Here is a 14,652-nt window from a genome sequence, read left to right as displayed (position 1 = left end):
TTTTCGAGACGCGAAAAAATTAATGGCAGTGGGAGGAAATCATGTATCTCGGGCTCGATCTGGGCACGTCGGGCGTCAAGGCGCTGTTGATGGATGCCGGACAGACCATCGTCGGTTCCGGCCATGGTTCGCTCGAAGTGTCGCGGCCGCATCCCGGTTGGTCCGAGCAGAACCCCGACGACTGGATCCGCGCCTGCGAAGAAGCGATCGCCGAGCTCAAGGCGTCCCATCCAAAACAGCTTGCGGCGGTGAAGGGCATCGGCCTTTCCGGCCAGATGCATGGCGCCACCTTGCTCGATGCCGGCGCCAAGGTGCTGCGCCCCTGCATCCTATGGAACGATACGCGCAGCCATGTCGAAGCGGCCGCGCTCGACGCCGACCCGCGCTTTCGCAAGCTGACTGGCAACATCGTTTTTCCCGGCTTCACCGCGCCGAAACTCGCGTGGGTGAAGAACAACGAGCCCGGCGTTTTTGCCAAGGTGGCGAAGGTACTGCTGCCGAAGGATTTCCTGCGGCTCTGGCTGACCGGTGAACATATTTCGGAGATGTCGGATTCGGCCGGCACCTCCTGGCTCGATGTCGGAAAGCGGCGCTGGTCGGCCGAATTGCTTGCAGCAACATCTCTCGATGAGGACAAGATGCCGTCGCTGGTCGAAGGCACGGCCAAAGCCGGCGCCTTGCGCGGCGAACTGGCCTCAAAATGGGGGATGCAGGCCGGTATCCCGATCGCCGGCGGCGCCGGCGACAATGCGGCCTCGGCCTGCGGCATGGGCACGGTGGGCGAAGGCCATGCCTTCGTCTCGCTCGGCACGTCGGGCGTGCTGTTTGCCGCCAATGCCGCCTACCTGCCCAATCCGGCAAGCGCGGTGCATACATTCTGCCATGCACTGCCCAACACCTGGCACCAGATGGGCGTCATCCTGTCGGCGACCGATTCGCTCAATTGGCTGTCTGAGATATCAGGGAAAGGCGCCGGCGACCTGACCGCCGAACTCGGCGAGACGCTGAAGGCGCCGAGCGGCGTCACCTTCCTGCCTTATCTCTCCGGCGAGCGCACGCCGCACAATGATTCCGCCATTCGCGGCTCGTTCACGGGACTGGCGCACGAATCCAGCCGCGCGGTGCTGACCCAGGCGGTGCTCGAAGGCGTCGCCTTCGCCTTCCGCGACAGTCTGGAAGCGCTGGCCAAGGCCGGTACGACCTTGACCCGGGTGACGGCGATCGGCGGCGGCTCACGTTCGCGCTACTGGCTGAAGGCGATTGCCACAGCACTCGGCCTGCCTGTCGATATTCCCGCCGACGGCGATTTCGGCGCCGCCTTCGGTGCGGCCCGGCTTGGCCTGATCGCGGCGACAGGTGCTGATCCGCTTGCCGTCTGCACGGCGCCGGACACCGATGCCTCGATCGAACCGGACGCGGCGCTCGGTGGCGCCTATGCCGAGGCCTACCAGCGCTACCGGGCGCTCTATCCGGCGATCAGGGCTGTAACCGCGTGAGCGGGCGCTTACCCCCCTCTGGCCTGCCGGCCATCTCCCCCTCAAGGGGGGAGATCAGCAGCGTTGACGCTGCCGCACTTTTTTCAACGTCGGCGATTGGCGAAGGGCTGCGTGACAGCCAATCTCCCCCTTTGAGGGGGAGATGGCCGGCAGGCCAGAGGGGGGTGCTTCACGCCCGCCTTACCCAGAAGACCTTACTGCGCCGGGACCTTGTCGAGAAAGCCGGTGATGCTTTTCAGGCGGCCGTTCTCGATGACGCCGATGTCGGTTCCCTCGATCACGGACTCAATGCCCTCGGGCCCGAGATTCCAGGAGAAGCGGATCGTGTCGGCAAAGCCGTCCGGCTGGCCTTTCAGCGAGAAGCGGAAGCCGGCAAAGCGCTGCTGCACCCCGTCGATCAGGGCTGCGACGCCTTCATGGCCGTCGCCCTGCATGATCGGATCGCGATAGCTGACATCCTCGGTGAAGGTCGCCTCGAGCAAGGCCTGGCGGCGGGCGGCGTCGCTTTCGTTCCAGGCGGTGATGTAGTTTTGGGCGATGGTGTTGAGGTCGGTCATGGTCTGTCTCCTTCGTTGAGTGGCTTTGACACGACCTTTTTCACCCCAGGGAAGAACGAAACCAATTACGCCTGAGGTAATCGGGCAGAACTATCTCGGAGAGGACAAAATCATGAGCAGCGGATTTTTTGGCGACATCGGCAAGATCAAATACGAGGGGCCGGATTCGACCAATCCGCTGGCCTACCGCTTCTACAATCCGGACGAGGTCGTCGCCGGCAAGCGGCTGGAGGACCATCTGCGCTTTGCGGTCGCCTACTGGCATTCCTTTGCCTGGCAAGGCGGCGATCCCTTCGGCGGCCAGACCTTCGATCGTCCGTGGTTCGCCAAGGCCGGCGGCGTCGACACGATGGAACTGGCCAAGCTCAAGGCCGATGTCGCCTTCGAGATGTTTTCGCTGCTCGGCGCGCCCTACTTCTGCTTCCACGACGCCGATGTGCGGCCGGAGGGCAAGGACTTCTCGGAAAGTGCTGCACGCCTCGACGAGATCGCCGACTATTTTGCCGGAAAGATGAAGCAGACCGGCGTCAAGCTGCTCTGGGGCACGGCGAACATGTTCTCCAACCGCCGCTTCATGTCGGGCGCGGCGACCAATCCCGATCCGGATGTGTTCGCCTATGCGGCTGCGACGGTGAAAAGCTGCATCGACGTCACCAAGCGGCTGAAGGGCGAGAACTACGTGCTGTGGGGCGGGCGCGAGGGCTATGAGACGCTGCTGAACACCGACTTGGCCCGCGAACAGGAGCAGGCTGGCCGCTTCCTCAACCTGGTCGTCGACTACAAGCACCGGATCGGCTTCAAGGGCACCATCCTGATCGAGCCGAAGCCGCAGGAGCCGACCAAGCACCAGTACGACTACGATGTCGCGACGGTCTATGGCTTCCTCAAGCGCTTCGGGCTGGAGAAGGAGGTCAAGCTCAACATCGAGCAGGGCCATGCGATCCTGGCCGGCCATTCCTTCGAGCATGAACTCGCGCTGGCCAATGCACTCGGCGTCTTCGGTTCGATCGACATGAACCGCAACGACTACCAGTCGGGCTGGGATACCGACCAGTTCCCCAACAATGTGCCGGAGATGGCGCTGGCCTATTATCAGGTCTTGCTGGCGGGCGGCTTCAAGACTGGTGGCACCAATTTCGACGCCAAGCTGAGACGCCAGTCGCTCGACCCGCAGGATTTGCTGATCGGCCATATCGGCGGCATGGACGCTTGCGCGCGCGGGCTCAAGGCCGCCGTCCGCATGGTCGAGGACAAGGCGCTGTCTGGTCCGCTGGCGGAGCGCTATGCCGGCTGGAACAGCGCGGAAGCCAAAGCGATGCTGTCGGGCAAGCGCACGCTGGAGGAGATCGCCGAGCGCGTCGTCAAGAAGAAGATCGAGCCGCAGCCCCGGTCCGGGCGCCAGGAACTCCTCGAGAACATCGTCAATCGCTACGTCTGAGGAAACGCTGTTTCATACCGGTCAGGGGCGGCCGGATGACCCAACGGCCGCCCGGAACGGTTTGCGCATGAGGCAGGACTGACGACAAGGTTCTGCCTCCCATCGCCCCTCAATCGCCTCGCTCTTGCCTTCAAACAGCCGTCACGGACCTCGTATAAAGTGGCTCATGGCGGGAATCAGAAAGAAGGAGGCGACCCGATATGCAGCATGAACGCGAAATCGACGCCCTGCTCTCATCTGGCGAGGCCGGATCCATCATCGACCGGCTGATGGCGCTGCCGCGCCCCAAGGAAGGTGCGCGCGGCAAGAACGAATGGGATCGCGCGGTCGCCAGCCGCTTCGAGACCCATCTGGCGAGACAGATGCGCTCGCAGATCGACGGCGCCGGCGGCCGCCAGAACGCCGCATAAGCTCACCAAGCGCGTCGCGTCCGAACTTCACGCGACGCTTTCTAATCATGTACGTGCATGCCGCTGCTGCCCAATTGCTTTGGGTGGCACTACGCTCGCCGAAGCCTGACTGGCGCTTCGCCGAAAGCTCTTGAAAACGCTCTGGAAAACGCCGCGGCGGACGAAAACCCCGTCCGCCCGGCAATGTCAGCCATGGCCACACGCGTGTCGACCACCAGCCGGCGGGCCGCGCCGAGCCGCAGCCTGAGATAGTAGGCGCCCGGCGTCTCGCCAATCGACTTGCGAAAGATGCTTTCCAGCGTCCGCGCCGTGACCCCAGCGCGCTTGGCCACCGCGGCGATGGTCAGCGGCTGGTCCACATGCGCTTCCATCAGCCGGATCGCCTGCGCCAGCCTCGGATCATAGCCGTCGAGGCGCCCGAGCGAGACCAGCGGCTGGGCGTCGGTGGCGGCGCGTGCCTGATCGTAGATGAAGACGCTCGCCACATCGAGCGCCACCGCCATGCCGAGCCGGGTGCGGATCAGATGCAACATCAGGTCGAAGGTCGGCGAGGCGCCGCCGGAGGTGAAGACCGGCCCGTCGATGACATAGCGGTCGGGGCGCACGTCGACACCGGGAAAGGCGGCGGAAAAATCCTCCATGTCCTCCCAATGGGTGGTGGCGCTACGCCCTTCCAGCAAGCCGGCGCGGGCAACCAGCCAGGTGCCAGCTTCGACGCCGCCGCAGGCGCGCGCGACGCGCGCGGCACGGCGCAGGCCGGCAAGCAGCGCCGACGTGGCATAATTCTGGGTGCCGAAACCGGCAACCACGACCAGCACGTCGGTTGGTTCTGCCGCATCGAAGCGGCCGCTGACCGCCACCGGCAGGCCGCATGTGGTGACCGGCGCCTCGCCGGTAACCGAGACCAGTTTGAAATCGAAGAGGATCTCGCCGGCGATACGGTTGGCGGCGCGCAATGGGTCTATGGCCGAGGCCACGCACATGATCGACGAGCCTGAGAATACCAGCAGCGTCACCTTGAGCGGCAAGCGCTCGGCGCGAAAGATATCAAGTTTTTCGCTTTTGATCATATAGCCTTCGTAAAACGCAAAACAGTTTCCGGCAAGTCGGGCATTGTTATGGTCTGTCTCGATTGGGAGGAAATTTTCATGCCGCTCGCGATGAACCGTGAGGTTTTCATTACCTGTGCCGTGACCGGGTCCGGCGGCTCGCAGGACCGCAGCCCACATGTGCCGCGTTCGCCCAAGCAGATCGCCGATTCCGCCATCGATGCGGCAAAGGCCGGTGCGGCGATCGTCCACTGCCATGTGCGCGATCCCGAGACCGGCAAACCCAGGCGCGACGTGCATCTCTACCGAGAAGTGACCGAGCGCATCCGCGCGGCCGATGTTGACGTGGTGCTGAACCTGACCGCCGGCATGGGTGGCGACATGGTGTTCGGCTCGCCGGAAGCGCCGCTGCCCCTGAATGAAAAGGGCACGGATATGGGCGGCGCCACCAATCGCGTGGAACATGTGCGCCAGTGCCTACCGGAAATCTGCACGTTGGATTGCGGCACGATGAATTTCGCCGAGGCCGACTATGTCATGACCAACACGCCCGGCATGCTGCGCGCCATGGGCGGCATGATGACGGCGCTCGGCGTCAAGCCGGAGATCGAGGCCTTCGACACCGGGCATCTGTGGTTCGCCAAGCAACTGGTCGAGGAACAGGTGCTGAAACCGGACGCATTGGTGCAGCTCTGCATGGGCGTGCCGTGGGGCGCGCCGGACGATCTCAACACCTTCATGGCCATGGTCAACAATGTGCCGTCGACCTGGAACTGGTCTGCCTTCTCCATCGGCCGCAACCAGATGGCCTACGCCGCCGCCGCGGTGCTGGCCGGCGGCAATGTCCGCGTCGGGCTGGAAGACAATCTGTGGCTCGACAAGGGCGTGCTCGCCACCAACGCGCAGCTGGTCGAACGCGCGGCCAGCATCGTCACCAATCTCGGCGCCCGGATCCTCGGACCGGAAGAAGTGCGCCAGAAGCTGAACCTGACCAAGCGGGCGCCGATAGCGGCATAAATTATTCGCTGGGAGGTCGAAATGACTACCGTCAAATTCACCGCGATGAAGGATGGCGACAAGGACGACTACGAATTCCTGACCGCCCATGAAATCGACTATGCCGCAAAGACCGGCGAGCGGCTGCTCGACGCGCTGGTCCAGCTCGACGAGGGCCTGTCCGGCTACAAGATCACGCGGCTCGGCCATTCGCTGCAGGCGGCCACCCGCGCCTGGCGCGACGGCGCCGACACCGACTGGATCGCCTGCGCCCTGCTGCACGACATCGGCGACATATACGCGCCCTACAATCACGACGAATATGCAGCCACCATCCTGAAACCCTTCGTGCGCGAGCAATGCACCTGGGTGGTGGAGAAGCATGGCGACTTCCAGCGCCTCTATTATGCCCACCATCTCGGCGGCAATCCCCATGCCCGCGACCGCTTCGCCGGGCACGCCTATTTCGACGATTGCGACCAGTTTTGCGAGCGCTGGGACCAGTCGAGCTTCGACCCGGACTATAAGACGCTGCCGATCGATTTCTTCCGCCCCTTCGTGCTCGAAGTGTTTGCACGCAAGGCTTATGACCCGGCTGTGATCCGCGCCGGCGAGCGCGTGCCCCTCATCGATCCAACAATTGCCAGGACAAGAACCGGAGCCCCCGCATGAGCATCATCAACAAGGCCGCCGCCATTGGCGGCGGTGTCATCGGCGCCGGCTGGGTGGCGCGTCTGCTGCTCAATGGCATCGACGTGTCGATCTTCGATCCCGATCCCGAGGCGTCACGCAAGGTCGGCGAAGTGATGAAGGGCGCGCGCCGCGCCTACAAGCAGATGCTGCCCGGCGGCCTGCCGAAGGAAGGCAAACTGACCTTCGCCAAGACGATCGCCGAGGCGGTCGCCGATGCCGACTTCATCCAGGAAAGCGTGCCCGAAAGACTGGACCTCAAGCATCGCGTGCTGGCAGAGATCGACCTCTATGCGCCGGCCAACGCCATCGTCGGCTCGTCGACCTCCGGCATCAAGCCGACCGACATGCAGGTGGCGATGAAGAAGCATCCGGAGCGGCTGGTGGTCGGCCATCCGTTCAACCCGGTCTATCTCCTGCCGCTGGTCGAGATCGTCGGCGGCGAGCAGACCTTTCCGGAGGCGATCGAGGTCGCCAAGGAAATCTATGCCTCGATCGGCATGAAGCCTGTCGTCATCCGCAAGGAGATCGAGGCCTTCGTCGGCGACCGCCTGCTGGAAGCGGCATGGCGCGAGGCGCTATGGCTGATCAAGGACGGTATCTGCACCGTCGAGGAACTCGACGATATCATGCGCTACGGTTTCGGCCTGCGCTGGGCGCAGATGGGCATGTTCCAGGTTTATCGCGTCGCCGGTGGCGAGGCCGGCATGCGCCACTTCATGGCGCAGTTCGGACCCTGCCTGAAATGGCCGTGGACCAAGCTGATGGACGTGCCGGAATTCAACGACGAACTGGTCGACCTGATCGCCACCCAGTCGGACGACCAGGCGCATGGCCTGTCGATCCGCGAGCTGGAAAAGATCCGCGACGACAATCTGGTCGCGATCATGGAGGCGCTGTCGAAGCAGAACAAGGGCAAGGGCTGGGGCGCCGGCGCGCTGCACAAGGACTATACCAAGCAATTGGCCAAACTGGCCGCGAAGAAGCCCATGGCCTCCAAGGCGGCAGAGAAGGCCAAGGCGACCAAGCCGGTGAAGAAGGCCGAAAAGCCGAAGAAAAAGACCGGCAAGAGGAAAGGCTGAGACCATGGATTTCGGTCTTTCCGAGGAACAGAAGCTCATCGTCGAGACGACGCGGGCTTTCGTCGAGAACGAGCTCTACCCGCATGAGCGCGAGGTAGAGCGCACCGGCGTGCTGCGCCGCGAGCTGATCGAGGAATTGAAAGCCAAGGCGATCGAGGCCGGGCTCTATGCCGCCAACATGCCAACGGAAGTCGGCGGCGCCGGGCTCGATACGGTAACCTGGCTGCTCTACGAAAAGGAACTCGGCCGCGCCAACTACGCGCTGCATTGGACCTGCGTGGCGCGTCCCTCCAACATCCTTTTGGCCGGCACGCCGGAGCAGCGTGAAAAATATCTGTTCCCTTGCATTCGCGGCGAGAAATGGGACTGCCTGGCGATGACCGAGCCGGGCGCCGGCTCCGACCTGCGAGGCATGAAGGCGACCGCTGTGCAGGATGGCGAGGACTGGGTGCTGAACGGCACCAAGCACTTTATCTCACACGCCGATCTCGCCGACTTCGCCATCGTCTTCATGGCCTCGGGAGAGGAAGAGACTTCGCGTGGAAAACGCAAGAAGATCACCGCCTTCTTCGTCGACAAGGGCACCAAGGGCTTTGCGGTGCGCGATGGCTACCGCAACGTCTCGCATCGCGGCTACACCAACGCCATCCTCGAATTCGACGATTGCCGGCTGCCGGGAGCCCAGGTTCTCGGTGAAGTGCACAAGGGATTCGACGTCGCCAATTCCTGGCTCGGCGCGACGCGCCTGCAGGTCGGCGCCACCTGCCTCGGCCGGGCCGAGCGGGCGCTTGGCCACGCCATCGAATATGCCGCGCAGCGCCAGCAGTTCGGCCAGCAGATCGGCAAGTTCCAGGGCGTGTCGTTCAAGCTCGCCGACATGGCGACCGAATTGAAGGCCGCCGACCTGATGGTGTTCGAAGCCGGCTGGAAGTACGATCAGGGCACCGTCACCGATCAGGACATGGCCATGGCCAAGTTGAAGGCCACCGAAATGCTTGCCTTCGTCGCCGACGAGGCGATCCAGATCCATGGCGGCATGGGGCTGATGGACGATCTGCCGCTGGAGCGCATCTGGCGCGACGCGCGCGTCGAGCGCATCTGGGAAGGCACGTCGGAAATCCAGCGCCACATCATTTCGCGGGCGCTGCTGCGCCCGTTCGGGGCCTAGAGCATGATTCCAAAAAGTGGAATCCGGTTTTTGGATAAGATCATGCTCGAACGAAAAGATGACCATGCACAAGCTTGAACGTCTCCTGCGGCCGAAATCGATCGCCGTCTTCGGCGGCGCGCAGGCGGCTGCCGTGGTTGCGCAGTCGATCAAGATGGGCTTTGCCGGCGAGATCTGGCCGGTGCATCCGACCAAGGACGAGGTTGCCGGCCGCAAGGCCTATCGCTCCGTGGCCGAGCTGCCCGGCGCGCCGGATGCCGCCTTCGTCGGGGTTAACCGGCACCTGACCATCGAGGTCATCAAGGCGCTGGCCGAACGCGGCGCCGGGGGTGCGGTCTGTTTTGCCGCCGGCTTCCTCGAGACCGAAGCCTATGACGAGGACGGCGAGCGGCTGCAGGCCGAGCTGGTCGCCGCCGCCGGCCAGATGCCGATCATCGGGCCGAACTGCTACGGCCTGATCAACTATGCCGATGGCGCGCTGTTGTGGCCGGACCAGCATGGCGGCATCCGGCTGGCCGAAGGCGGCAAGGGTGTCGCCATCATCACCCAGTCGTCCAACATCGCCATCAACATGACGATGCAGAAACGCGGCCTGCCGATCGCCTTTCTGATGACCGCCGGCAACCAGGCGCAGACCGGGCTTTCAGAGATGGCGCTCGGGCTGATCGAGGATGAGCGCGTCACTTCGCTCGGCCTGCATATCGAGGCCTTCGATTCGGTAGCCGGTTTTGAGCGACTGGCGGCGCGGGCACGCGAGCTGAAGAAGCCCATTATCGCCATGAAGGTCGGCCGCTCCGAACAGGCGCGGCAGGCGACAGTGTCGCACACCGCATCGCTCGCCGGCTCCGACGCCGCCTCGGGCGCCTTCCTGAAGCGGCTTGGCATCGCGCGTATCGATTCCATTCCAGCCTTCATCGAAGCGCTGAAGCTGCTGCATGTCACCGGCCCGCTGCCCGGCTACCGGCTGTCATCGATGAGCTGTTCGGGCGGCGAGGCGTCGGTCATGGCCGACAGCGCCGAAGGCCGCTGGGTGAATTTCCCCGTGCTCACCGACAAGCACCGCGCCCATGTCAAATCGACGCTCGGGCCGCTGGTCGCGGTGGCCAACCCGTTGGACTATCACACCTTCATCTGGAACAACGAGCCGGCGATGACCGCCACCTTCACCGCCATGGTGTCGGGTGGTTTCGACCTCAACATGCTGGTGCTCGACTTCCCGCGTCCCGACCGCTGCTCGGTCACCGACTGGTGGGCGACGCTGCGCGCCTTCGAATCGGCACTGAAGACCAACATGGCGCACGGCGCGATCGTCTCTTCGCTGCCGGAGAACCTGCCGGAGGAATACACCGCCGAGTTGATGGCGCGCGGCATGGTGCCGTTGTTCGGCATCTCCGAAGCCCTGGATGCCGCCCAGGCGGCGGCTTTCATCGGCTGGGCGTGGCGCGAGCCGCAGGCGCAGCCCATCGACACGTCAGCCTCCGGCGCGCCGGCCGGCGATCATGTCACGCCCGACGAGGCCGAGGCGAAGGCGCGGCTGATCGAGGCCGGGCTTTCCGTGCCCAGGGGCGAACGTGCCGGCAATGCGGTCGAGGCGGTGATCTCCTCGATGGCGCTCGGTTTTCCGGTGGCGCTGAAGGCCTTGGGCGTCACCCACAAATCCGAGCTCGGCGCGGTGCGGCTCAATTTGAAAGATGCCGAATCCGTCAGCGCCGCCGCCCACGATCTCTTGCCGCTCGGCTCCGGCCTCTATGTCGAGCGCATGGTGCGCGACGGCGTCGCCGAACTGATCGTCGGCTTCACCCGCGACCCGATGTTCGGCGCGGTGATGACGCTCGGCACCGGCGGCGTGCTGGTCGAATTGCTGCGCGACAGCATCACGCTGATGCTGCCGGCGACGCGCGACGACATCGAGGCGGCCTTGCGTGGGCTCAAGCTCTATCCCCTGCTCGAGGGCTACCGTGGCCGGCCCAAGGCCGATGTCCAGGCTGCCATCGACGCCATAGCGGGCATTGCCGCCTTCGTGCAGAAGAATGCCGGCGAGATCGAGGAACTCGACATCAATCCGCTGATCGTCTGCGCGCAAGGCAAGGGCGCCTGGATCGCCGACGCGCTGCTGGTGCTGGGAGAGAACAAGCATGTCTGACGTCATTTCGACCCGCCGCGAAGGCACGATCCTCGAAGTCACGCTCGACCGGCCCAAGGCCAACGCCATCGACCTGAAGACCTCGCGACTGATGGGCGAGACGTTCAAGGCGTTCCGCGACGATCCCGAGTTGCGCGTCGCCATCGTCAAGACTGCCGGCGACAAGTTCTTCTGCGCCGGCTGGGACCTGAAGGCTGCAGCCGGCGGCGACGCGGTCGACGGCGACTATGGCGTCGGCGGGTTCGGCGGGCTGCAGGAGTTGCGCGATCTGAACAAGCCGGTCATCGCCTGCGTCAACGGCATGGCCGTCGGTGGCGGCTTCGAGCTGGCGCTGTCCTGCGACTTGATCTACGCGTCGGACCATTCCACCTTCGCGCTGCCCGAAATCCGGGCCGGCACTTTGGCCGATGCGGCGACGATCAAATTGCCGAAGCGCATTCCCTATCATGTCGCCATGGACCTCCTGCTCACCGGCCGCTGGATGGATGTCGCCGAGGCGCATCGCTGGGGCCTGGTCAACGAAGTGCTGCCCAAGGACAAGCTCGAGGAGCGCGTCTGGGAGATCGCCCGCCTGCTCGCCAGCGGCCCGCCGCTGGTCTTCGCGGCGATCAAGGAAACGGCGCGAGTGGCCGAGGCGCTGACCTTCCAGGACGCCATGAACAAGGTGACACGCCGGCAGTTGGCGACGGTTGACGCGTTGTACGGCTCGGAGGACAATTTAGAGGGCTTTCGTGCTTTCGCTGAGAAGCGTGATCCCGTGTGGAAGGGACGATAACGTCGGAGATGATGGCGCGAGGCACCCCCCTCTGCCCTGCCGGGCATCTCCCCCTCAAGGGGGGAGATCGGATGTCGCTAAGGCTTTCGCCAATCTTCTATGTCGCAGGAAAAGCGCCGAGCTCGAAGCTGCCAATCTCCCCCCTTGAGGGGGAGATGCCCGGCAGGGCAGAGGGGGGTGCCTGGGCTCGACCTTTGCAGTCGGCACAGCGCCCATGACTGACTACAAAACCCTTATCGACGCCGAGACATGGGCCTTCATCGAGCGGACCAATTCCTATTATCCGCCGGATACGATCGACTACACGATCGCGCAGCAGCGCGAGATCTACGACCGCATGTGCCGCGAATTCTTTGCCGGCTACCCCGAGGGCGTGACGGCCGAAACCACCGCCATTGCCACTCCTTCGCACGCCATTCCGATCCGCATCTACCGGACGCCGGCGCCGGAAGCAGCGGCCATGGTGTCGTATTTCCATGGCGGCGGTTTCATCCTCGGTGGGTTGGACAGCCATGACGATGTCTGCGCCGAGCTTTGCGCTCGCACTGGCTTCGAGGTGGTTTCGATCGACTACCGGCTGGCGCCGGAGCATCTTCACCCGGCAGCCTTCGACGATGCCATGAGCGCCTTCGAATGGGCCGCAACCGCCTACAAGCGGCCGATCCTGCTCTGTGGCGACAGCGCCGGCGGCAATCTCGCCGCGGCGGTCAGCCATGCGACGCGCGGCCATGCGCGAAAACCGATCGGCCAGGTGCTGATCTATCCCAGCCTTGGCAGCGATCGCTCGCAAGGGTCCTACGTCACCCATGCCGAAGCGCCGATGCTGACCATGCGCGACCTCGAATTCTACAAGAATATCAGGACTGGTGGGGCGGACCGCACCGGCGACATCACCCTCTATCCGCTTGCCGACGCCGATTTTTCCTATCTGCCACCAACCGTGCTGATCACCGCCGAATGCGATCCGCTGTCCTCCGACGGCGAAGCCTATCGCGACCGCATCGTGGCAGCGGGCGGGCACGCCTACTGGTTCGAGGAGCCGGGACTGGTGCATGGTTACCTCAGGGCCAGGCACACGGTCGGCCGGGCGCGTACGAGCTTTACCCGGATCGTCGACGCGGTGTCGGTTCTGGGACGAGGCGAATGGATCTGGTGAGGTTTTATCCCACACCGCGCGCGGCCGCGCGACCAGCGGCGCGGCCCGAAAAGATGCAGCCGCCGAGAAACGTGCCTTCCAGCGCGGCATAGCCATGCATGCCGCCGCCGCCGAAACCGGCGACCTCGCCCACGGCATAGAGCCCTTCGACCGGCTGGCCGCCGGCGTCCAGCACGCGGCTGTCGAGATCGGTCTGCAACCCGCCCAGCGTCTTGCGGGTGAGGATGTTGAGCCGGACCGCGATCAGCGGGCCATTCGCCGAGTCCAGAATTTTGTGCGGCTTTGCCGTGCGGATGAGCTTGTCGCCGAGATAGGCCCGTGCACCACGCAGCGCGGTGATCTGCATGTCCTTGGAGAAGGGATTGTCGAGTTGCCGGTCGCGGGCGCGGATCTCGCGTTCGACTTGGGCCAGTTCAAGCAGCGGCTCGCCGCCGGCCAGCGCGTTCATGCGGGCAACCAGCGCCGGCAGATCGGGCTCGACGATGAAGTCCTCGCCCTTCTCCATGAACGCCTTGACCGGACCCGGAATGCCTGACGTGGCGCGGCCGAGCACCTGGCGCCAACTCTTGCCGGTCAGGTCGGGATTTTGCTCGGAGCCCGACAGCGCGAACTCCTTCTGGATGATCTTCCTGGTCAGGATGAACCAGGAATAGTCGAAGCCCGTCGCCATGATGTGGCTGAGCGTGCCCAGCGTGTCGAAGCCGGGATAGAGCGGCACCGGCAGGCGCTTGCCGCGCGCATCGAGCCACAGCGACGACGGGCCGGGCAGGATGCGGATGCCATGGCCGGTCCAGAGCGGCGCCCAGTTCTTGATGCCTTCGACATAGTGCCACATGCGGTCGCGATTGATGACGCTGCCGCCAGCAGCTTCGGCGATCGCCAGCATGCGGCCGTCGACATGGTCGGGAACGCCGCTGATCATGCGTCGCGGTGGCGAACCCAGCCGCTGCGGCCAATTCCTGCGGACAAGCTCGTGATTGGCGCCGATGCCGCCGGAGGCGACGATGACCGCTTGCGCCTTCAGTTCGAAATCGCCGGCAACCTCGCGCGAACTCTTGCGGCCGCGCTCGACATCGCTTGGCGCGAGTATGTCGCCGCGTACGCCGGTGACGACGGCGCCGGTCCGGGTCAGTTCATTGACGCGGTGGCGAAACTTGAAGTGGATCAGCCCTTGGCTTTCGGCCTCGCGCACGCGCTGGATGAAGGGTTCGAGCACGCCGGGGCCGGTGCCCCAGGTGATATGGAAGCGCGGCACCGAATTGCCGTGGCCGACGGCATTGCCGCCGCCGCGCTCGGCCCAGCCGACCACCGGAAAGAATTTTATGCCGCGCTGTATCAACCATGAGCGCTTCTCGCCGGCCGCAAAGCCGACATAGGCCTCGGCCCATCGGCGCGGCCAGGAATCTTCCGCGCGATCGAAGGCGGCGGTGCCCAGCCAGTCCTCGAGCGCGAGATCATGCGAGTCGCGGATGCGCATGCGCCGCTGTTCGGGCGAATCGACGAGGAAAATGCCGCCCAGCGACCAGAACGCCTGGCCGCCGAGCGATTGCTGAGGCTCCTGGTCGAGGATGATGGTCTTCTTGCCGGCCTCGGCCAGCTCCGCCGCGGCGACCAGCCCGGTGAGGCCTGCGCCGACCACGATTACGTCCGCATCGTCAGGCATTTTGTTGGACCATGATCTTTTCCGAAAAC

The 14,652-nt window shown here is 64.5% G+C and carries 13 protein-coding genes; 10 read left to right on the top strand and 3 right to left on the bottom strand.

All coding sequences use genetic code 11. The features are described 5' to 3' along the window. Positions 1-41 precede the first annotated feature (41 nt). Positions 42-1,496: a xylulokinase gene (gene xylB / locus C9427_RS10370; protein ID WP_107649073.1), complete on the top strand. Its 1,455-nt coding sequence runs from the start codon at positions 42-44 to the stop codon at positions 1,494-1,496. Between the two features lie 194 nt (positions 1,497-1,690). Here the strand turns inward: xylB and C9427_RS10360 are convergent, their stop codons facing one another. Then, the gene (locus C9427_RS10360; protein ID WP_107649072.1) at positions 1,691-2,053 is read right to left on the bottom strand and encodes a nuclear transport factor 2 family protein; all 363 of its coding nucleotides are present in this window, start codon (positions 2,051-2,053) and stop codon (positions 1,691-1,693) included. 112 nt (positions 2,054-2,165) lie between these two features. On the opposite strand from C9427_RS10360, the gene xylA reads away from it, so the two are divergent. Next, positions 2,166-3,491 (top strand): xylose isomerase, encoded by a 1,326-nt coding sequence (gene xylA, locus C9427_RS10355; RefSeq protein ID WP_107649071.1) that lies wholly within the window; start codon positions 2,166-2,168, stop codon positions 3,489-3,491. Between the two features lie 200 nt (positions 3,492-3,691). After that, positions 3,692-3,901, top strand: a complete 210-nt coding sequence (locus tag C9427_RS10350; RefSeq protein WP_107649070.1) for a hypothetical protein — start codon at positions 3,692-3,694, stop codon at positions 3,899-3,901. A gap of 89 nt (positions 3,902-3,990) precedes the next feature. Here the strand turns inward: C9427_RS10350 and C9427_RS10345 are convergent, their stop codons facing one another. Further along, positions 3,991-4,971 (bottom strand): GlxA family transcriptional regulator, encoded by a 981-nt coding sequence (locus C9427_RS10345; protein ID WP_107649069.1) that lies wholly within the window; start codon positions 4,969-4,971, stop codon positions 3,991-3,993. Between the two features lie 78 nt (positions 4,972-5,049). On the opposite strand from C9427_RS10345, the gene bcoG reads away from it, so the two are divergent. The 7 genes from bcoG to C9427_RS10305 all read left to right on the top strand — a co-directional run bounded on the left by bcoG (position 5,050) and on the right by C9427_RS10305 (position 12,960). Continuing rightward, positions 5,050-5,967 (top strand): 3-dehydrocarnitine:acetyl-CoA trimethylamine transferase BcoG, encoded by a 918-nt coding sequence (bcoG, locus tag C9427_RS10340; RefSeq protein WP_107649248.1) that lies wholly within the window; start codon positions 5,050-5,052, stop codon positions 5,965-5,967. A 21-nt stretch (positions 5,968-5,988) separates the two neighbouring features. After that, a complete protein-coding gene (locus C9427_RS10335) occupies positions 5,989-6,618 on the top strand; it encodes an HD domain-containing protein (protein WP_107649068.1) in 630 nt (209 codons plus the stop codon). Beyond that, positions 6,615-7,718, top strand: coding sequence for a carnitine 3-dehydrogenase (locus C9427_RS10330; protein ID WP_107649067.1), 1,104 nt, complete (start codon positions 6,615-6,617; stop codon positions 7,716-7,718). Before C9427_RS10335 ends, C9427_RS10330 begins: the two co-directional genes overlap by 4 nt. A gap of 4 nt (positions 7,719-7,722) precedes the next feature. Beyond that, entirely contained in the window at positions 7,723-8,886 is a 1,164-nt protein-coding gene (locus C9427_RS10325) for an acyl-CoA dehydrogenase family protein (protein ID WP_107649066.1), read from the top strand. 64 nt (positions 8,887-8,950) lie between these two features. Then, the gene (locus tag C9427_RS10320) at positions 8,951-11,029 is read left to right on the top strand and encodes an acetate--CoA ligase family protein (protein WP_107649247.1); all 2,079 of its coding nucleotides are present in this window, start codon (positions 8,951-8,953) and stop codon (positions 11,027-11,029) included. Continuing rightward, a complete protein-coding gene (locus tag C9427_RS10315; protein WP_107649065.1) occupies positions 11,022-11,804 on the top strand; it encodes a carnitinyl-CoA dehydratase in 783 nt (260 codons plus the stop codon). Before C9427_RS10320 ends, C9427_RS10315 begins: the two co-directional genes overlap by 8 nt. A 214-nt stretch (positions 11,805-12,018) precedes the next feature. Next, positions 12,019-12,960 carry an alpha/beta hydrolase gene (locus tag C9427_RS10305; RefSeq protein ID WP_107649064.1) on the top strand — a complete coding sequence of 314 codons (942 nt, stop codon included), beginning with the start codon at positions 12,019-12,021 and terminating at the stop codon, positions 12,958-12,960. A gap of 4 nt (positions 12,961-12,964) precedes the next feature. On the opposite strand, the gene C9427_RS10300 is transcribed toward C9427_RS10305, so the two are convergent. Next, a complete protein-coding gene (locus C9427_RS10300; protein WP_107649063.1) occupies positions 12,965-14,623 on the bottom strand; it encodes an FAD-binding dehydrogenase in 1,659 nt (552 codons plus the stop codon). Positions 14,624-14,652: the final 29 nt, after the last annotated feature.

The organism is Mesorhizobium helmanticense (assembly GCF_003034915.1).
In the GTDB taxonomy this organism is placed as follows: domain Bacteria; phylum Pseudomonadota; class Alphaproteobacteria; order Rhizobiales; family Rhizobiaceae; genus Mesorhizobium; species Mesorhizobium helmanticense.
This window is presented reverse-complemented; position numbering and strand designations above follow the sequence as displayed.